The 18826-nt window shown below is 69.8% G+C and carries 19 protein-coding genes and 1 pseudogene; 6 read left to right on the top strand and 14 right to left on the bottom strand.

The features are described 5' to 3' along the window. Positions 1 to 71: 71 nt before the first annotated feature. Both FKO37_RS45285 and FKO37_RS45280 read left to right on the top strand, forming a co-directional pair. Positions 72 to 683 carry a TetR/AcrR family transcriptional regulator gene (locus FKO37_RS45285; protein WP_238608561.1) on the top strand — a complete coding sequence of 204 codons (612 nt, stop codon included), beginning with the start codon at positions 72 to 74 and terminating at the stop codon, positions 681 to 683. A gap of 12 nt (positions 684 to 695) precedes the next feature. Beyond that, positions 696 to 1100: a hypothetical protein gene (locus tag FKO37_RS45280; RefSeq protein WP_037816039.1), complete on the top strand. Its 405-nt coding sequence runs from the start codon at positions 696 to 698 to the stop codon at positions 1098 to 1100. A gap of 1 nt (position 1101) precedes the next feature. Here FKO37_RS45280 and FKO37_RS47825 read toward each other — a convergent pair whose 3' ends face one another. From FKO37_RS47825 to FKO37_RS45250, 7 genes and pseudogenes are all read right to left on the bottom strand, one after another. Continuing rightward, on the bottom strand, positions 1102 to 1482 hold the full coding sequence (locus FKO37_RS47825) for a hypothetical protein (RefSeq protein ID WP_374204489.1): 381 nt from the start codon (positions 1480 to 1482) through the stop codon (positions 1102 to 1104). Beyond that, positions 1380 to 2129, bottom strand: a pseudogene (locus tag FKO37_RS45275) (alanine racemase); the annotation flags it as partial. The gene FKO37_RS47825 and the pseudogene FKO37_RS45275, both read right to left, overlap by 103 nt. An 85-nt stretch (positions 2130 to 2214) precedes the next feature. Further along, a complete protein-coding gene (locus tag FKO37_RS45270) occupies positions 2215 to 2598 on the bottom strand; it encodes a RidA family protein (RefSeq protein WP_134669342.1) in 384 nt (127 codons plus the stop codon). A gap of 8 nt (positions 2599 to 2606) precedes the next feature. After that, positions 2607 to 3212 (bottom strand): transcriptional regulator, encoded by a 606-nt coding sequence (locus tag FKO37_RS47680; protein WP_238608559.1) that lies wholly within the window; start codon positions 3210 to 3212, stop codon positions 2607 to 2609. Positions 3213 to 3309: 97 nt separating this feature from the next. Next, positions 3310 to 3522, bottom strand: coding sequence for an acyl-CoA carboxylase epsilon subunit (locus FKO37_RS45260; protein ID WP_078870578.1), 213 nt, complete (start codon positions 3520 to 3522; stop codon positions 3310 to 3312). Between the two features lie 7 nt (positions 3523 to 3529). Next, entirely contained in the window at positions 3530 to 5167 is a 1638-nt protein-coding gene (locus FKO37_RS45255) for an acyl-CoA carboxylase subunit beta (protein WP_043831873.1), read from the bottom strand. 14 nt (positions 5168 to 5181) lie between these two features. Next, positions 5182 to 6735, bottom strand: a complete 1554-nt coding sequence (locus tag FKO37_RS45250) for a hypothetical protein (RefSeq protein WP_238608558.1) — start codon at positions 6733 to 6735, stop codon at positions 5182 to 5184. Between the two features lie 83 nt (positions 6736 to 6818). Here FKO37_RS45250 and FKO37_RS45245 point away from each other — a divergent pair, with 83 nt between their 5' ends. Then, positions 6819 to 7637, top strand: coding sequence for a GNAT family N-acetyltransferase (locus tag FKO37_RS45245; protein ID WP_238608557.1), 819 nt, complete (start codon positions 6819 to 6821; stop codon positions 7635 to 7637). Here FKO37_RS45245 and FKO37_RS45240 read toward each other — a convergent pair. Continuing rightward, a complete protein-coding gene (locus tag FKO37_RS45240; protein ID WP_238608556.1) occupies positions 7634 to 8509 on the bottom strand; it encodes an SRPBCC family protein in 876 nt (291 codons plus the stop codon). The two genes, FKO37_RS45245 and FKO37_RS45240, sit on opposite strands and share 4 nt — an antisense overlap. A 31-nt stretch (positions 8510 to 8540) precedes the next feature. Next, positions 8541 to 9242, bottom strand: coding sequence for an NAD(P)H-dependent oxidoreductase (locus tag FKO37_RS45235; RefSeq protein ID WP_134669354.1), 702 nt, complete (start codon positions 9240 to 9242; stop codon positions 8541 to 8543). 70 nt (positions 9243 to 9312) lie between these two features. Between FKO37_RS45235 and FKO37_RS45230 the strand changes: the two genes are divergently transcribed. Further along, a complete protein-coding gene (locus FKO37_RS45230) occupies positions 9313 to 10296 on the top strand; it encodes a GlxA family transcriptional regulator (RefSeq protein WP_107051112.1) in 984 nt (327 codons plus the stop codon). A 126-nt stretch (positions 10297 to 10422) separates the two neighbouring features. On the opposite strand, the gene FKO37_RS45225 is transcribed toward FKO37_RS45230, so the two are convergent. The 3 genes from FKO37_RS45225 to FKO37_RS45215 all read right to left on the bottom strand — a co-directional run bounded on the left by FKO37_RS45225 (position 10423) and on the right by FKO37_RS45215 (position 13193). After that, positions 10423 to 11250, bottom strand: a complete 828-nt coding sequence (locus tag FKO37_RS45225; protein WP_238608555.1) for an NBR1-Ig-like domain-containing protein — start codon at positions 11248 to 11250, stop codon at positions 10423 to 10425. A gap of 111 nt (positions 11251 to 11361) precedes the next feature. Beyond that, positions 11362 to 12198, bottom strand: a complete 837-nt coding sequence (locus FKO37_RS45220) for an alkaline phosphatase family protein (protein ID WP_037816025.1) — start codon at positions 12196 to 12198, stop codon at positions 11362 to 11364. Between the two features lie 134 nt (positions 12199 to 12332). Next, the gene (locus tag FKO37_RS45215; RefSeq protein ID WP_238608554.1) at positions 12333 to 13193 is read right to left on the bottom strand and encodes an alpha/beta fold hydrolase; all 861 of its coding nucleotides are present in this window, start codon (positions 13191 to 13193) and stop codon (positions 12333 to 12335) included. Positions 13194 to 13263: 70 nt separating this feature from the next. Between FKO37_RS45215 and FKO37_RS45210 the strand changes: the two genes are divergently transcribed. After that, positions 13264 to 16191 (top strand): BTAD domain-containing putative transcriptional regulator, encoded by a 2928-nt coding sequence (locus FKO37_RS45210; RefSeq protein ID WP_238608553.1) that lies wholly within the window; start codon positions 13264 to 13266, stop codon positions 16189 to 16191. Here the strand turns inward: FKO37_RS45210 and FKO37_RS45205 are convergent. Beyond that, the gene (locus tag FKO37_RS45205) at positions 16151 to 16654 is read right to left on the bottom strand and encodes a hypothetical protein (protein ID WP_238608552.1); all 504 of its coding nucleotides are present in this window, start codon (positions 16652 to 16654) and stop codon (positions 16151 to 16153) included. The two genes, FKO37_RS45210 and FKO37_RS45205, sit on opposite strands and share 41 nt — an antisense overlap. Positions 16655 to 16784: 130 nt before the next feature. Then, on the bottom strand, positions 16785 to 17891 hold the full coding sequence (locus tag FKO37_RS45200; RefSeq protein ID WP_037816020.1) for a C40 family peptidase: 1107 nt from the start codon (positions 17889 to 17891) through the stop codon (positions 16785 to 16787). An 80-nt stretch (positions 17892 to 17971) separates the two neighbouring features. Here FKO37_RS45200 and FKO37_RS45195 point away from each other — a divergent pair, with 80 nt between their 5' ends. Further along, positions 17972 to 18781 (top strand): biotin--[acetyl-CoA-carboxylase] ligase, encoded by an 810-nt coding sequence (locus FKO37_RS45195; protein WP_037816018.1) that lies wholly within the window; start codon positions 17972 to 17974, stop codon positions 18779 to 18781. The last annotated feature ends 45 nt before the right edge of the window (positions 18782 to 18826 follow it).

Below are 18826 nucleotides of genomic sequence, written 5' to 3'. Positions count from 1 at the left end.
CTGAGAACCCCCTAGTGAGCTGGTGCTCGTAACGCTAGACGAGACGTTGCGTCTTGGCTAGACTCCGGCACGTGGGCGACGTCACTCAGCCCGGCGAGCGCCGGCATCACGGGAATCGGTACGGCCGCAGCGAGAACGCGCGCCGCGCGGTTCTGCACGCGGTCGACGATCTGCTGGTGGAGGTCGGGTTCGCCCGGCTCACGATGGAGGGCATCGCGGCACGGGCCGGGGTCGGGAAGCAGACCGTCTACCGCTGGTGGCCGTCCAAAGTGGACATTCTGCTCGAGGCGCTCGGCGACGACCTCGTCGAGGAACTCTCCCCGCCCGATTCCGGCGAGCTGCGCAAGGACCTTTGCGCGCACCTCGCCGCGATCGCGTCTTTCCTGACCACCGCGGACGCTGGTGCGGTGTTCCGCACGCTGCTCGGCCAGGCCCAGCACGACCCGGACCTGGCGCGACATCTGCGCGAGGTGCACCTCCGTGCCCAGCATGCGCGCGACCGGTTGCCGCTCGAACGTGCCGTCGCGCGCGGCGAGTTGTCGTCAGAGATCGACCTGGACAGCGCGGTCGAGCACCTCGTCGGGCCGATCCACTACCGCGTGCTGGTCACCGGCGCGCCGGTGCCGCCGGAGTTCACGAATGGCCTGGTCGAGCGATTCCTCCGGGAGCATCCGCCCGGGTAGGCTCCTGCAGACATGGGAACGGTCTTGTGGCTGGTCGGGCTGGCTGTCGCCGCCGCGGTCGTGGCCGGGATCGCCTGGGTTTTCCGGGACCGGGCCGGCGGGCTCGATCAGCGATTGCGGGCGGCTGAACAGGCCTCGCGGTGGCGATTCCTGCAGCAGCAGTGGGAATCGGAACCGATGGCGCGGCTCGCGACTGTGCAGCAGGTGCACGCGCTCACCCAGAACGGCGGCTGCCAGGTCCGGATCGTCTGGACGGACAGCTACCACGCCGAGGACGTCGAGATCGAGCACGATCAGGCCGACGCGGGCGATTACCTGCTGCTCCGGGGCGTCGGGCCGCTCGGTTCGATCACCCGGGAAGAGCTGCTGGCGCACGCGGGCGCCGATGCGCCGGACTGGGCTCAGCGCGGGCGTTGATTCACCAGCCGCTCATCCGCTGCCAGGTGTCGACGAGGCGGCCGTTCTCCAGGATTCGGTAGCCGCTGTGCTGTGCGGCGGTGGCGCAGGCGTGGTTCGGCAGGATGCGCAGGCGGGTGCCGGTCGGCAGGTCAGGCAGCGGATGTCCCTCGCGGGCGGTGAGGATTCCGTGTTCCTGGCTCGCACCGGCACCACGAGACCCGGCACCAGGGCGCCGTCGAGGTCGGCGACCAGGCCGTATCCCTGGTCGACGGCTTGGTTCGCGGTGCCTCGGTCGCGCGACAACGCCATCCAGCCGCCGTCCGTGAGGATCCAGCCGTGCTCGGGGCGGTGGCCGATCACGGTGACAACTACGGACAGCGCGAGGTCTTCGGTGCGGCATACGCCCAGTCCGGCCATCACCAAGTCGAAGAAGACGTAGTTGCCAGCGCGGACTTCGGTGACGCCGGTGAGGTCGTCGGCTGCATGTGCGGTGGGAGTCGAGCCGACGCTGACTGTGCCTGCGTACAGGCCTTCGTCGCGAAGGCGTTGTGCTGCAGCGACAGCGACCTCACGTTCGTGTGCGGCGGCTTCGCGTTGCGCTGTAGGGGTTGTCGCGAAGTAGGACTCGCCGGCGTGTACCAGGACACCGTCGAGACAGTCGTGCAGCTGTCGTCCGATGGTGAGCAACGCGGGGTCTTCGGGAAGTACGCCGCCACGGTGACCGTCGCAGTCGACCTCGATCAGTGACGGAATCCGTACGCCGGCTTCGCGCGCCGCAGCGCTTATCGCAGAGGCTTGCGCGACGCTGTCCAGCAGCACGCGCACGGTGATTCCCCGTCGCAGCAACGTAAGCACGCGCGGGAGCTTGTGCGGATCGATGCCGACGGCGTACGTGATGTCGGTGTAGCCGCCGTCGGCGAAGGACTCTGCCTCGGCCAGCGTCGACACTGTGATCGGGCCTGGCTTTCCGCCTTGCATCAACGCGGTCGCGGGTAATGCCTTCGCCGTTTTCGTGTGGGGGCGCAGGGAAACGCCGAGTTCGCGCATCCGCTGAGCGAGCCGTTCGGCGTTCCGCCGCGCGCGCGAAAGCTCGACGACGGCAAACGGAGTGTCCGGGTCAGCCAGGGTTTCCTCAGACGGCGGCAATTGCCTGCACCTCGACCTTCGCTCCAAAGTGGAGGGTGCTAGACCCGGCGACCGCGCGCGCCGGGCGGTGGTCGCCAATCCAGGCACGGTAAATCCGGTCGAACTCCGGCCAGCCGCCCATGTCGGTCACGTAGACGGTGACCGACAACAGCCGATCGCGGCTCGTGCCCGCGGTGGCGAGGCACGCGTCGAGGTTGGCCAGAACTTGCTTGACCTGTACGGAAAACGGCTCGTCCACCAGCCGGGTCCCGTCGCTGGTGATGGGCAGTTGCCCGGAGACGAACAGCATCCCGCCGTACTGCGCGGTGTGCGAGTAATACCCGCCGGGCGCGGACAGTTCAGGGCTGTCGCGCAGGACGATTTCGGTCATCGACGTGCTCATTTCGCGTAGTTGTAGACAGTCGCCCGGGATACGCCGAGCAGGTCGGCGATGGTCTGGGCGGCGTCGCGGGATTCGAAGTACCCCTCGTCGCGCAGCCGGCGGACCAGGTCGCGTTTGGCTTCGCGGGAAAGGGAACGCGGGCTGCCGCCTGCCGCACGTTCGATCCGTTCCCGCAGTTCACGCGACGTACGGGAACGCAGGTCTTCGACGACGCCGGGCTGCGCGGCGTCAGCGGCGACCAGGCTGGTCAGCGTGTGCGTGAGCGGCGAAAGCACCGAGACGTCGAGGTTCAGGCACAGCGCGGCGATGTACTCGCCGTCGGCGTTCTTGATGCCGATCGACGTGCTCTTGACCGGCCGTCCGTCCGGGAACTGGTTCGCGTAGTTCTGCAGGACGCTCGGGTAGTCCGGGTCGCTGACCCGCCGCAGCCCCAATTCGGTGGCCGGATCGCCGACTTCGCGCCCGGACAGGTTGTTCTCGATCGCGCGGATCGCGTGGTCCGGATCCCGCAGGTCGTGCAGCACGACCTCGCACAGACCGGGGAACATCCGGCCGATCGCGACGGCGATCTTCTCGGTTTCCCGGATGAGGTGCTCGTCCACGCCGCCGCCTTTGACTCATTGTCCAACTTTAGAAAATGAGTCTAGCAGGTGGGCAAAAAGGTGATCCCGGCTCTCGAACCGGGATCAACAGGGGACTTCAGCGAGGCAACGACGAGGCGCGCCAGGCCCCGTCACCAGCGGCGTTCGGCGCGTGCACCGCGGCCGCCCGGTCGCCCCACCACGACGTACGACGCCGTGGGGGAGCGGGTGCCGACGCGGCCGCGGCAGTGGCGACCACCGCGGTGAGCGCGGCGAGTTCGGCGTCGTCCGGGTTGCCGCGGACTACGCGGAGCAGGGGAGTGTCCGTCATCGCGGCCTCACAGGGGGATGTTGCCGTGCTTCTTGGGCGGCAGCGATTCGCGCTTGGTGCGCAGCAGGCTCAGCGCCTTGGCGACGTGGCCGCGGGTGTGCGCGGGCACGATCACCGAGTCGACGTAGCCGCGTTCGGCCGCCGCGTACGGGTTGAGCAGCGTGTCCTCGTACTCCTGGATCAGGTCGGCGCGCAGTGCGTCGACGTCGCGACCCTCCGCCGCCGCGTTGGCCAGCGTCTTGCGGTGCACGATGTTCGCCGCGCCCTGCGCGCCCATCACCGCGACCTGCGCGGTGGGCCAGGCGAGGTTGACGTCCGCGCCGAGGTGCTTGGAGCCCATCACGTCGTACGCGCCGCCGTACGCCTTGCGCGTGATCACCGTGATCAGCGGGACGGTCGCCTCCGCGTACGCGTAGATCAGCTTCGCGCCGCGCCGGATGATGCCGTTCCACTCCTGGTCGGTGCCGGGAAGGAAGCCGGGAACGTCCACAAAGGTCAGCACCGGGATGTTGAACGCGTCGCAGGTCCGCACGAACCGGGCGGCCTTCTCGGACGCGTCGATGTCGAGGCAGCCGGCGAACTGCGTCGGCTGGTTCGCCACGACGCCGACGCTCTGCCCGTCGACCCGGCCGAAGCCGACCAGGATGTTGGGCGCGAACAGCTCGTGCACCTCGAGGAATTCGCCGTCGTCGAGCACGCGGGTGACGACCTCGTGCATGTCGTACGGCGTGTTCGGCGAGTCCGGGATGAGCGTGTCGAGCTCGCGGTCGGTGTCGGTGACGTTCTCGAAGAAGCCGGCGGGCGGCTGGTTCGCGTCGAACTCCGGCGGCTCGGACAGGTTGTTCTGCGGCAGGTAGGAGAGCAGTTCCTTGACGTAGGCGATGGCGTCCTCGTCGTCGGAACCGAGGTAGTGCGCGACGCCCGACTTGGTGTTGTGCGTGCGCCCGCCGCCGAGTTCCTCGAAGGTGACGTCCTCGCCGGTCACCGTCTTCACGACGTCCGGTCCGGTGATGAACATCTGCGACGTCTCGTCCACCATCACGACGAAGTCGGTGAGCGCGGGGGAGTAGACGTGCCCGCCCGCGTTCGCGCCCATGATCAGCGAGATCTGCGGGATCACGCCGGAGGCCATGGTGTTGCGGCGGAAGATCTCGCCGTACAGGCCGAGCGAGACGACGCCCTCCTGGATCCGCGCGCCGCCGCCCTCGTTGATGCCGATGATCGGACGGCCGGTCTTGATCGCCAGGTCCATCACCTTGACGATCTTCTCGCCGTAGACCTCGCCGAGCGCGCCGCCGAACACCGTCACGTCCTGGCTGAACACGCACACCGGACGTCCGTCGACGGTGCCGTAGCCGGTGACGACGCCGTCGCCGTACGGGCGGTTCTTCTCCAGCCCGAAGTTCGTGGAGCGGTGCCGCGCCAGCTCGTCCAGCTCGACGAACGAGCCCTCGTCGAGCAGCAGATCGATCCGCTCGCGGGCGGTTTTCTTGCCCTTGGCGTGCTGTTTTTCGATCGCGCGCGCCGAACCGGCGTGCACGGCCTCGTCGTAGCGGCGGTAGAGATCCGCGAGCTTGCCGGCCGTCGTGTGGATGTCCGGTTCTCCCTCGGGCGGCGTCCCGAGCGGCTGCGTCGCACTGCTCATGTGGCGGAGCTTAGCTACTGCGCGGTTGCCGCGCGTGTGGCGTAGGACTCCCTCCGCGCTGTGTCGCAGACGAGCACGCGGCCGTCGAGCGTGCCGACGACGAGCCGGTCCGGGGCTCGGGCGCTCAGCGAGAGCGGGACGACGGGATGGCCGTTGACCTGCAGGTGTTGCCGTCCGAGTTCGCGGCCGTCGGTGGCGTCGAGCGCGACGATCTCGCCGGAGTTGTCCGCGACGTAGACGGTGTACCCGATGGTGTCCATCGCGGTGACCTGGTGGTCGCCGGTGTGGACCCACTCGGCTTTTCCGTCGGGATAGGAGCGGCGGACGACGCAGGAGTTGCCCGGCAGGAGTCCGGCGCCGTGGTGGATCGCGGTCGCGTGGACGAGCGAGCCGTCGACGAACACTCCGGGGCCGCCGAAGAGGTGCCTGCCTTGGGCCGCGTCCCATTCGAGGGGAAACAAGCGCTCGGTGCGCTGCCGCCGGGGATTGAAGGCGACGACCCATTTGTCCTCGTGCGCTCGCGAACCCAGGCCTTGCAGGAACAACAGCGCGGGTGCGCGGCGGATGTCGAAGAAGTGGTTGATCAGGTCATAGCCACCGAGGTCGACGCTGCTTTCCGACGGCAGCACCTCGGTCGGCCCCGAACGCGGACGGATGGCGAGCCGCCCGGTTTCGTCGGTGCTGAGCACGGCGGGGTGGTCGAAGGTCCGGAGCGCTTCGGAGTATCCGTCGGCGAGCTGGACGCGTTCGATCGTCGAGCCGGAGCGGGTCCAGCCCGCCCACGAGTTGGTGAAGACGGCGGTGCTCTCGTCGGGGTCGACGTAAAGCTGGCAGCCGACGCCCGAGGTCGGCACGGACCATTCGCGTTCGCCGGTGGCCGACCAGCACTCCACGGCGACGTGCTCAAGGCTGGCGAGAATCCGTCCGTCGTTCAGTGCGGCGACTGCCCACACCTGTCGTCGGTGGTTTCCGCCGGCAACCGCGGCGAGCGGTTCAGCGGGTTCGGTCGCGGGACCGTCGACCTCCAGCGAACGGGCCTTCACGGCTCGCCAGTCCGGCACGGCGATGGCAACGGCCATTGTGGAGAAGCCGCGCTCTTCTTCCTCATTCTCGTCGAACACGGACACTTTCGCTTCGAGAGTCTGGCGATCGCGCCAGCGAAGTTCGGTGACCTCACGGCGTTCGCGCAGCAAAGAGGTCGCGCGGCCGGTTTCGAGGTCGAGGACCGTCAGCTCGCCTTCGTAGAAATAGCCGCCGTCGTACGACCCGGAGTCGATGGCCAGGATCGGCAGCTCCGGATGGAACGCCAAAGCGTTGACCGGCCAATGCAGGCGCACGAGGTGAACGCATTCGAGCGTGTCGCCGCGATAGACCCCGACGCGGTGCCAGGCGGTCGGCTCGGACGAATCCGACACGCTGTGCCCGGCCCACAGCGGACGTCCCAGCGAACCCCCGACGGCCACATAACCGGTACGGGAATCGGTCTCGGTCAGCCGCACCTCGCCGACTTCGGCGAATCGGCCGCCGCCGAGAACCTGCTGGACGGTCAGCATTTCGAAGTCGGTCACCAGCGAAGCCTATGCCGGGCGTCAGTTGAATTTTCGGCGTCGAGCCGACCACTGCGGCCGCTGCCGGGCCTAGGGTGGGCAACGTGCTGCTCGCCGACGCCTCGGTCCGCTCGCTCGGGCCTGCCGACCTGTCCGCTTGCCTCGACCTCGGAACCGATCGCGGGTGGCCGCGCGAGGAACGGAAATGGGCGATGCTGCTGGACGTCGGCCGCGGATTCGGCATTGACGCCCCGGATGGCGGTCTCGCCGCGGCGGCGGTGCTGACCCGGACCGGGCCGACCGCGTCAGTGTCGATGGTGGTCGTGGCGGAGCGGTTCGCGCGGCAAGGACTCGGTCGTCGGGTGATGGCGGAGGCGCTCGACGCGGCTGGTGACGCGGTGGTGTCCTTGCACACCACGGAAAACGCGCGTCCGCTGTACGAATCGATGGGCTTCGAGTTCGACGGCGGCTGCAATGACCATCGCGGCCGCTTCGCTGAAGACGGCGGTCCGGCGTCGCGGCCGATCGGTCCGGCGGACGTGGCGCGAGTGTACGAATTGGACAGTGCGTCCCAAGGCTTCGCGCGGCGGGAGTTGTTGAACCGCATGCTGTTCGAGGCCGAGCACGTCCACGTGACCGACGACGGCTACGCGCTCGGCACCGCGCAAGGCGGGGTGCTGGTGATCGGTCCGGTGGTGGCTGCGGACGAGGACCAGGCTCGTGCGCTGATCCGCGGCATCGCCCGCACCGCGTCGGGCGATCTCCGGCTGGCGGTGGACCACCGGTTTCCGGAGCTGTCGGCGTGGTGCGAGGCGCGCGGGCTCGCGGTGCATGGTCCCGCGCCACGGCTGGTGCTCCACGGAAAAGCGTTGCCGGGACCGGCCGAGGTGCGGTTTTCGCCGTACAACACCGCGCTCGGCTAGCTGTACCGCTTCCGAACCTCGGCCTTCCGCTCGGCCGACCACGGCTCCAGTTCCACCTTGAACGTCCCGGCGAACAACGCGTTCAGCTGCTCATGCCGTGCGGTCAGCAGATCCGGCAGTCGCTCCTTCAGCTCCGCCGGAACGGTCTGGGTCAGCTCCACCCGCACCCCGTCCAGCGGGTCCGCCGTGACTTCCCACCGGACCTCACCGGCGGGTTTCCCGTCGTGCAGCCACGTGTAGGCCAGCACCTCCGGCGACCGCGACTCCAGTACCTCCGCCCCGGCTTCCGGCTGGGGCAGTCGCTTCCAGACGTCCTCGGCGGGCGGCCAGACCAGGTCCCGGCGGAACCGGATCGTCCCGCCGCCCAGGACCTCGCCGTCCTCCAGGCCGAATTCCTCGAGGTAGTGCACCATCCGCGCGTGCCAGTCGGTCGGCATCTCCGGCGTCCGGCCGTCCAGCGTGGCTTCGAGGGAATCGAGGCAGGCGACCCAACCGGTGACGTGCCGTCCCGCGCCGAGCAGGGTGATGTCGGGCTCGCCGCGGTTGAAGACGTGGGTGAAGGCGAGCTTGCTGCCCGTGCCGTCAGCCGAAACCTCGATCCGGATCAGGTCCGAGTTCCAGGTGAACTCGAAGACCTCCGGCGGCTGGTAGCCGACGATCTCACCCTCGCTGACGTCCCCGGTTTCGGTGAAGGTGAACGTGATCTTCCCGCCCGGCGCCGGGGCGTCGGGCAGCGTGACCGCGGCGGGGAACCAGTGCGCCAGCTCTTCCGGCGAGGTGACCGCGCGCCACACCTTCTCCGGCGGATGCGCCAGGGTCCGTTCGAGGGTGACGCTCGGTCGTCCGCCAGGAGTGGTTCGCAGGATCGCCATGCCCGTATATAACCATGGAGGTATATACGGGTCAAGCGGTCAGATGCACGCCGTACCCGGTCTGACCTGGGGCGACTTCGGGAAGCAGGACGAGCCGCCGGTCGTAGTCGCCGCCGTCCTGCGTGCGGTACGGCAGCGGATCGGTCGTTTCCAGGGAGTGCAAACGTTTGCGCAGCTGCTCGACGACGCAGTCGAACTTCTCCGGCGTCATCCGGTTCGTGCCGGTCACCTTGAGCGGCGGCAGGACCGTCATGCCGGTGTAGAAGAGCGTGGCGTGCTGGACGTTGAACAGCAGATCGTCCAGCGAACCGTGCGCGCCGCGCGGGCCGAGGCTGTCCTCGTGCGCGCCGGCGGTGACGATGACCATCGCGCGTTTCCCGGCCAGGACGCCGTTGCCGTAGCGCAGGGTGTGGCCGGTTTCGTCGCGGTAGTCGTAGCCGTATCCCTGCACGAAAACGCGGTCGAACCAGCCCTTCAGGATGGCCGGGGTGTCCGCCCACCAGAGCGGGAACTGGACGACGACCGTGTCCGCCCAGTCGAGTTTTTCGTGCTCGATCCGGACGTCCTCGGGCACGGTCGCGATCTCGTCGACGATCGGGTTCCAGCGCATCGCGTAGAGATCGGATTCGCGGACGTCGTGGCCAAGGTCGCGCAGGGTCGTGACGCCTTCGTCGCGAAGCGCGCCGTTGAGCGAAGCGGGGTCGGGGTGGGCGTAGATCCACAAGACGTTCATGAGGCCAGGGTGCAACCGGCGAAACGCCCAAAACAGTGGCCCGATGGCCACCTTGTGCAAGAATCGGGCCATGGCTGTTTTTCGGCATCCGGAGCGGCACAAGGTCGCCGTGCTGGTGCGGCACGGCATGCTCGTGATGGAACTCGGCATCGTCCACCGGCTGTTCGGCCAGGCCAGATCCGCGGACGGCGAGCGGTTGTACGAGGTCGTCACCTGCACGCCGGAGCCCGGCGACATCCGCACCGATTCGGACTTCACCATCCCGGTCGCGCAGGGCCCGGAGGCCGTGGCCGAGGCGGACACGGTGATCGTCCCCGCGTCGTCGCTCGAGTACGAGCCCACCGGGCGGCAGCTGACCCCGCAGCTCAAGCACGCGATGAGCCTGGTGTGCCCGGACAGCCGGATCGCCTCGATCTGCACCGGCGCGTACGTGCTCGCCGCGATGGGCCTGCTCGACGGACGCCGTGCGACCACGCACTGGCGTTCGGCGTGCGAGTTCCAGCTCGAATACCCGCGCGTGCAACTCGACCCGGACGTGCTCTACACCGAGGACGGCAACGTCTTCACCTCGGCGGGCGTCGCGTCCGGCATCGATCTCTGCCTGCACCTGATCCGGCGTGATTTCGGCGCGGCGGTCGCCAACGAGGTCGCTCGCGGCACCGTCGTTTCGCCGCATCGCGAGGGCGGGCAGGCCCAGTTCATCCGCCGTCCGGTGCCGGAGCCGCGGTCGTCGTCCACCTCGGCCGCGCGGGCGTGGGCGCTGGAGCATCTCGACCAGTCGATCACGCTGCGCGACCTCGCGGTGCGCGAGTCGATGAGCACGCGGACGTTCACCCGGCGGTTCCGGGACGAGGTCGGGATGTCCGCGCTGCAGTGGCTGACCCAGCAGCGGGTGGAGCGTGCGCGGCAGTTGCTGGAGGAGTCGGAGCTGCCGGTCGACCGGGTCGCCGCGGCGTGCGGATTCGGGACGGCGGCGTCGCTGCGCCAGCACCTGCAGGCCGCGCTCGGGGTGTCGCCGAGCGCCTACCGGACCACCTTCCGGCGTCCGGCCTGAACGCGGCGGTCCGTGGCAGCGCTGTTCGCGGGCTGCCACGGACCGACCCCCAGCGGCACTCATCCTCGCGAGCGGACCCGGGTGTTCGGTACCCCGGTGACCAGGTCTTACAGAATCTGACACGTGTCAGGAGACGACCGTCACCAGTACGTACACCGGACGGCGGGTGGAGAAGAACTCCTTGCCGTTCGCGTCGACCATCTTCCAGCCGATCCAGCAGCGCCCCGGCGCGGGCGAAGCGGTCAGCGGAACGCTCACCATCACGTGATCGCCCGGCGGGGTGTCGCCGATGAGCACCCGGTCCGGGGTGCGGCAGCTTCCCGGGCTCGGCGGCAGGTCCATCCGCTGCAGGTAGCGCTGATGCCAGGCCGCCGAGCCGGTGTTCTGCAGCTCCCATACCTTCTGGACGGTCTCGCCGACGTGGATCACGGTGCCGTCGGGCACTGTCACGTCGCCGACGAACTTCGAGTTGTCGCCGGCGACGCGCGCACCGACGTCGACCAGGCTGCCGCTCTTCAGCTTCGGCACCACGATCGCGCCGACCGCGGCGACAAGCACGACGACGGACGCGACCGCGGCCAGCGCGTACTTACGACGCCGCCGGGGCTTCTCCGGGACGGCCGGTTCCGCGCTGATCAGCACTGGCTCCGCCGCCGTTTTGACGATGTCGGCCTCGGTCGCTTCGACGACGGGAACCGCGGGCTCCGGAGGGACGCCCTTCAGCTCTTCCCAGCGTCGCCGCCACTGTTGTTCGTCCGCGTCGCACGCCCGGACGAACTCGCGCGTGGTGTCCCACGACGGGAACCGGGTGCCGCGGACCGCCTCGTGCAGCGTGGTGTGCGAGATCTGCCCGGAGCGGTCGGCCATCTTGCGGAATGACGGATTCCCGGCCCGCGCGCGCAGCGCGGCCAGTTCCGCGGAGAGCACCTCGGCGGCAGATTGCCCGTCGCCCATCGCTCTCCCTGGTTGTCAGATCCGCTGGTCGGACCAGTCTGACATTCCAGTTCGGCACAGCTGGGCGCACCCCGGCCGCGGCCACGGCGAGGCGGCCGCGACCGGTGCGCGTCACTGCCAGGCGTCGGTGATCGGCGTCTCGCCAGCCGCGTTGCCGAGGCCGGGGAGACCGTTGGCGGCCTCCATGGTGCGCAGGACGGTGTAGTGGTTGATCGTCTCCGCGTAGTCGCCCTGCTTCACGTGCGCGCCGGTGAACGACGTGTAGATCTGGTTGGTCGAGGTGCCTTCGTCCTCGTCGAACGTCACGATCAGCAGGCTGTTGTGCGTCTTGGCCCACTGTGCGTAGCCGTCGAGGTTGTTCTTCAGCCAGGTGTCGCCGGTGCCGACCGAGCAGTCGTGCATGTCGTTGCACATGTTCGGGGTCACGAACGCGACGCTGGGCAGCTGCGAGTAGTCCGTCGGGAACCGGGAGTAGCGCAGGTTGCTCGACGCGGGCACGTTCGAGAAGTCGACCCAGCTGTTGTGCTTGCGCCGGTACTCGCCGGACGAACAGCCGGTGTAGCCGTCGGACGGCATGGACTCCGAGTAGCCGGTGAAGCTCTTCCCCGCGCCAGCCAGCTGCGAACCGAGGTTGTCCTTCGCGCCGAGGTTCTGCGGGCAGGTGTCGTCGGTGACGCCCTGGGTGTCGCCCGAGAACAGGGCGACGTAGTTCGGCTGGCTCGGGTGCGTGATCGCATGGGAGTCGGTGAAGTTCGCGCCCTGCGCGGCGAGCGAGGCGAAGTAGGGCGCGGTGGTCGAGTCGATCGACGTCGACGATTCGTTCTCGAACATCACGAGCACGATGTGGTCGAAGGTGGGCACGGACGCCGCTGCTGAGGCGGGTTGGGCGGCGGTCGCCGCACCGAGAATCGCCGTCGCGACGGCGGCCACGATCCGCTTGCGGAACACAGGTCCTCCAAGATCGGCCGGGAAATGCGCTCAGGTGGGAGCGGCATAGACCGTGCCACGGAGAAGGCGTCCCGGAGAGCGGCCGGTGGGTGAATAACTGGCGACCACTCGTCCGGGGCACGACTTTCGGCGGGTCAGCGCGCGAGCAGGTCCCGCAGCGATTTCGTAACGCTGGCAGGGGAAGTCTCGGCCATGAAATGTCCACTGTGCACGGTTTCGTGCACAAGGTCCGGTGCCCACGCGCGCCAGAGCGCGGTCGCGTCGAAGCCCAGCGCGTCGCCCCAGCCCTGCTGCAGCACCGTAGCCGGCATCTTCAGCTGGTTGCCCGCGTCGCGGTCGGCGCGGTCTTGTTCGATGTCGATGCCCGCGGAGGCGCGGTAGTCGGCGACGATCGACGGGACCGCGTTGCGGCTCGCTTCGAGATAGCGGGCGCGGATGTCGGCCGGGATGGACTCCGGGTCGGCGCCCCACTGGTCGAGGAAGTAGCTGAAGAACGCGTCCGGCGCGCCGCTGATCAGCTGCTCGGGCAGGCCGGGCGGCTGCGCCATCAGGTAGAGGTGGAAGGCGACGGACGCGCTGACGCCGTGCAGCACCTCCCACATGTCCAGCGTCGGCAGCACGTCGAGGATGGCCAGGTGGGACACGTGGTCGGGGTGGTCGAGGCCGGCGCGGATCGCGACGAGCGCGCCACGGTCGTGCCCGGCGAGCGCGAACTTTTCGTGGCCGAAGGCGCGCGCGAGGGCGACGACGTCGGCGGCCATGGTGCGCTTCGAGTAGGTCTCGCCGGCGTCGGCTGGCTTGTCGCTGTCGCCGTAGCCGCGCAGGTCAGGGCACAGCACGGTGTGGTCGGCGGCGAGGTCGGCGGCGACGTGCCGCCACATCAGGTGGGTCTGCGGGAAGCCGTGCAGCAGGACGACGGGCGAGCCGGAGCCCGCGACCGCCACGTTGAGGGACACGCCGTCGGCGACGGGCACCCGCTGGTAGTCGAAGTTCATGCGACCCAGCGTGCGCCGGGCCGATCAGCAACCGATCAGCAACGACCGAGCTGATTACAGTACGGAACTGATGACCATCTCGTTCTCGGTGCTCGGCCCCCTGTCGGCCTGCGACGCACGCGGGCCGGTGGCGTTGCCCGGGCCGCGCCATCGCGCGGTGCTCGCGCGCCTGCTTGTCGCCCGCGGGCAGGTGGTGTCGACGGACGCGCTCGTCGACGCGTTGTGGACCGAGCCGCGCGCGGGTGCGGTCGGTGCGGTGCAGACGTTCGTCGGCGCGCTGCGGCGTTCGCTCGAACCGGACCGTCCGCCGCGGACGCCCGCGAAACTGCTGGTCACCGCCGGGCCGGGGTATGCGCTGCGGGCAGAACCGGAGCAGGTCGACGCGTGGCGGTTCGAGGCGTTGCTGCGCGGGACGCCGTCGGTCGCGCAGTTGGACGAGGCGCTCGGCTGGTGGCGGGGCGAGCCGTACGCGGAGTTCGCGGACGAGCCGTGGGCGCGGGCCGAACGGGCTCGGCTGGACGAGCTGCGGCTGCTCGCGCTGGAGCGGCGGGCGGCGGGTCTGCTGGAGCTCGGCCGTGCTGCCGAAGCCGTGCCGGACCTGGAGTCCCTTGTGGACGCTCATCCGCTGCGCGAGGAAGCGTGGCGACTGCTGGCGCTCGCGTTGTACCGCGCTGGTCGTCAGGGTGATGCGCTTGCTGCCTTGCGTCGGGCGCGGGCTGGGCTAGCGGGGGAGTTGGGGGTCGATCCCGGTCCGGCGTTGCGGCAGGTGGAGCAGGACATCCTGGCGCAGGCTCCGCAGCTGGCCCCGGCTGTTCCCGGTCGGCTGGCCGGGCGGGATCCGGAGCTGGCGCGGCTCGCCGAGGTCGCAGCGGAAGTGGCTGACCGCAAGCATTTCCGCCTCGTGCTGGTCTCCGGTGAGGCGGGCGCGGGCAAGACGGTGCTGGTCGAGGAATTCGCCGCGCGGCTCGGCTGGACCACGGCGTGGGGCCTCAATCCGGACGGTGCCGGAGTGCCGCCCGCCTGGCCGTGGACACGGATTCTTGCTGCATTGGGCGAACCGGTCCCGCCGCGGGCGACCGGGGGCGATCCGGCGGTCGCGCGCTTCGAGTGGCATCAGGCGATGACGGCACGGATTTCCGAGGTGGCACGCCGGGGCCCGTTGCTGCTTGTTCTGGACGATTTGCAGTGGGCTGGCGAGGAAACCCTGGCACTGCTGACGTCGATGACCGCGGCTCCGGTGCTGTTGGTCGCGACGTATCGGACCACCGAGGTCTCCGCAGAACTGACCGCGGCGTTGGGCAGACTCGCGCGCGCCGACCCGGTTCGGCTGTATCTGGGCGGGCTTTCGGTCGAGGCGGTCGCCGAATTGGTCGGTCCCGAGTCGGCCGCGGTGATTCACCGGCGTTCTGGCGGAAATCCGTTCTTTGTCAAGGAACTCGCCCGCGCGCTGGATGCCGAAGGCGACCTGCCGGACGGGGTACGCGACGTCGTCCGGAACCGGATCGCCGCGTTGCCCGACCACGTACGAGCGGTGCTGGGGAAGGCCGCGGTGATCGGTGCGGACGTCGACCTCGGCCTGCTCGGTGACGTCCTCGACGAGCTGGAAACCGCGGTGCAGGCAGGGTTTCTGGTCGAAAGCGGACCGAGGGCGTTCCGGTTCGCGCACGCGCTCGTTCGCGACGCCGTCTACGATGACCTTTCGCTCGCTCGACGCGCACAGCTGCATCGCGAAGTCGGCGAGGCGTTGGCGAGCCGTCGGCCGTCCGCGATTTCCTTGCTGGCGCACCATTTCTTGCTCGCCGGAGACGATCGCGGCACCGCCTACGCGCAAGCAGCCGCGGAACGCGCCGAACGAGATTTCGCGCCGCACGAAGCACTTCGGCTCTGGCAAGCCGCTTTGGCGCAAGGTCCGCGTACGGTGGAATTGCTGATGGGCCTCGCCCGGACGTCCGCGTTCACCGGTTCCTTGGCCGCCGCGCGCCGCTACCGCGCCGAAGCGCTGGACCTCGCCGGCGACGATTCCGCGTTGACCATCCGGGTTTTGACCGCCTTCGACGTCCCGGGAATCTGGACCGAGAACGACGATCCCGTGCTGGCCCGCCGCATCGCCGACGCCGCCGAACGCGTGCACGCCAGCGATCCGCTCGTACGTGCCCGGCTGCTGGCGACCATCGCGTTGGAACTGCGCAACGAAGGCGGTCAACGCGCCCACGACGCGGCTGTCGAAGCGGAGAAACTGGCGCGGTCCGCCGAGGATCCGGCGCTGCTGGCGTTGGCGTTGAACGCACGTTGGACGCAGACCTTCACCCGCGCCGGTCTGGCCCCGGAGCGCGCCCGGATCGGCGAGGAACTGGTCGAACTGGCCGCCCGGCACCGGTTGGTGACGTTCGAGGTGCTCGGTCACCTGGTGCTGATGCAGGCCCGCTCAGCGCTGGCCGACTTCGCCGCCGCCGACACCCACGCGACCGCGGCGGACCGGCTGGGGGAGCAGTACGACCTCCCGCTCGTCAGCGTGTTCACCGACTGGTACCGCGCGCTCCGCCTGGCCGTCACCGGTCCGGTCGCCGCCGCGGAAGCCGCTTACCGCAGCGCTGCGGCCCGGTTGTCCGGCAGCGGAATGTCCGGAGTGGACCGCGGCCTGCTGCCGCTGGCCCGGCATTGCCTTTACGTCCAGCACGGCCTGGAGTCCACAGTGGACTTCACGCTGCCGCCGGATCGTCCGGACCTGTTCCTGGAACTCCGGGCGTGCCTCACCGTTTCGACCGGCGACGCACGCGAGCTGTATGCGCGACTGGCTCCCGCGGAGAACGAGCTGGCCGGTGCCGGTTCCGGTGTGGTGACGCTCGGCCCGGTCGCCTACTACCTGGGCGAACTGGCTGTCCGGCTGGGATTGCCGCCCGACGAGCACTACCGCAAGGCCGCCGAAGTGGCCCGCCGCGCGGGTGCCGCGCACTGGGTCAGTCGACTACGTACCATTTCCCGCCGCGATTCTCCATGACGGCGTCGCCGAGGTCGCTGTCGGTGAACTTGACGGAAGCCTTCACCGCGCGCGCCGGGATCTCGACCCGCTTGGCCCCTTCCTTGATCTTGGACCGGTCGACCGTGGCCGTCTGCAGGGCCTTCTTCTGCGCCGGGGAGATCAGCTGGAACGCCATCGGCATGGTCTTCTCGCACGGTCCCATGCCCTGGTCTTCCGCCTGCTTGGCGGCCGGACCGGCGATCTCGCACACCGTCGCGAGGTCCTGCCTGCCCGCCGCGTGCATGAAGGCTTCGTACCGCTCGACCGCGTCGCCGCCGGTCGACTCCGCCGCGGAGGAGGACGACGGCGGTGCCGCCGAGGTCGACGGCGACGGCTGCGCGGCTGAGGAAGACGCGGGTGCGCTCGAGGGCGCGGAGGGAGCGGGAGCCGCGGTGCCGCCGCTTTCGCCGGAGCAACTGCTGATCAGGAGGGCAGCGCCCACGGCGAGAAAGGGGAGCATACGAGCGGACATGGCGTGCCTTTCCCGTCAGGAAGAATGCTCCGGAGCATAAGCGACAGACGGGCGCTGCGTGCGGAAACGGGAAAGTTGCCGCTGATCCTGAGGTTCGACGTCAGTTCGCCGGATGCCCCGCCCCGGCGTAGTCGTCGCCGGGCCGGTGGAACGTGTGGATCTGGATCGCCTGGCCCTCGGTCGGCGCGTTGATCATCAGGCCGTTCCCCAGGTACAGCCCCACGTGGTGGATGTGCGCCTGGCTGCCGTAGAAGACGAGGTCGCCCAGCTGCGGTTCCTGCCCGGCCGGAACCGGCGGCATCGAGCGGAACTGGCTGTCCGCCGTGCGCGGCAAGGAAACCCCGGCGCTGTCGTAGGAAGCCTTGGTGAGACCCGAGCAGTCGAATCCGGCCGCGCCCGCGTCGGGGCCGTTGCCGCCCCACACGTACGGCAGGCCGAGCTGTCCGAGCGCGAATCGTGTGGCGCGCACCGACGGCGCGTTCGCCTTCGCCGGGTCCAGGGAGAGCGTCGCGTACAGCTGGGCGTAGCCGAGCACGCGCTGCCGGAACAGCTCCATGCCGCTGCCGTTCTCGTAACCGGCCACGGCCTTCCACCAGCCGTTGCCCGCGGACAGATCGACGCCGCTCGCGCACAGCGCGCGTCCCGCCGCGACGGACGCGGCCGACGGGTCGGACAGCGCCGGATTCGCGATGCCGGGGATCTGCGCGCCGTACTTCTTCCACTGCTGCGTCGAAAGCCCCATCGGCTCGCCGTCGCCGCGGCCGTGGTTATTGCCGGCGACGCCGAGGCCCGCCAGCGTGACCCACGACAGGTGGCAGTCCGGGCGTTCCTTGCGCATGGTCAGCTCGCCGTTGGCGTACCCGAGCAAAACGGGGGCCGGGATGTCCAGCGGCCCGGCGAGCGAATCCGCCCACTTCTGCAGCGGGGCCGGACCACCGCCTCCGCCCGCCGCGCCCTGCGCCGGTTCCTGCGCTTGCACCGGAGCGCTCGCCTGCAGCACCGACGGACCGCTGACGGTCTGGGTGGGCACCGGCGCGGTGAGCGCGGCCTGCGCCGGAACGGGAGCGGGCTGGTCGCGTCCGGCGACCAGCCAGCCCGCGGTGGCGAGGCCGGCGACCAGCGGCAACGCCACGAGCCCGCGATACAGCGCGCCGCGAGCCCAAGCGGGCTTCGGCGGCGCGTCGGCGGTGGGGGTCTCCGGCGTCACGGCGTCCAATCTAGAAGAGCGCACCTCTGGGTAACGAGCGAACGGCTTGCACGTTAGGGGGACTCTCATATTGTGGGCACATGGCTGAACTCGACGCGGCGCGGCTGCGGGACGGACTCGGCGGCCGCTACGCCCGCCTCGACGTCGTGGAGACGACCGGTTCCACCAACGCTGACCTGCGGGAAGCGCTCGTCGCGGGAGCGGCGGACCGGACCGTTTTGCTGGCCGAACACCAGACGGCAGGGGTCGGACGGCGGGCTCGTTCGTGGAGTTCGCCGAAGGGCGCCGGGCTGTACCTGAGCATCGCGCTGCGCCCGGCGGGCGTGCCGTTCTCCGCGCTCGGTTCACTGTCCGTGGTCGCTGGGCTCGCGGTGCACGCGCTCGCCACCGATCTGGGCGTCGACGTCGCCCTCAAATGGCCTAACGACGTGCTCGCCGGGCCGGACCGGGCCAAGTGCGCGGGCATCCTCGCCGAGGCCGTCGGCGCCGACGACGCGGCCGTGGTGCTCGGCATCGGGCTGAACGTCCTGCCGCTCGGCGACGACGTCCCGGCCGGTCCGGGCGGTCTTCCCGCGACCTCGCTCGCCGAGCAGGGCGCGACCACCACCGACCGCACCGAGATCGCGCTCGGCCTGCTGACCAGGTTCGACGACCTCGAACGCCGCTGGCGGACGGCGGGCGGCGACCTCACCGAGGCCGGTCTGCTCGGCGACTACCGCGCCCGCTGCGCGACGCTCGGCCAGGACGTCCAGGTGCAGCTTCCGGACGGGTCGACGCTCACCGGCCGCGCCGCGGACCTGGACGCGTCCGGCCAGTTGCAGGTCGACGTCCCCGACGGACGGCGGCTCACCGTCTTCGCCGGTGATGTGGTGCACGTCCGCCCTGCTTGACCGGAACGGGCGCGCCCGCGCGAGGCCCGCGCCGGTACGGTGGAT

The sequence above is a fragment of the Amycolatopsis sp. Poz14 genome, assembly GCF_006704225.1.
GTDB lineage: Bacteria > Actinomycetota > Actinomycetes > Mycobacteriales > Pseudonocardiaceae > Amycolatopsis > Amycolatopsis nivea.
Note: the sequence above shows the minus strand (reverse complement) of the source record. Positions and strands in the feature narration are given on the sequence as shown.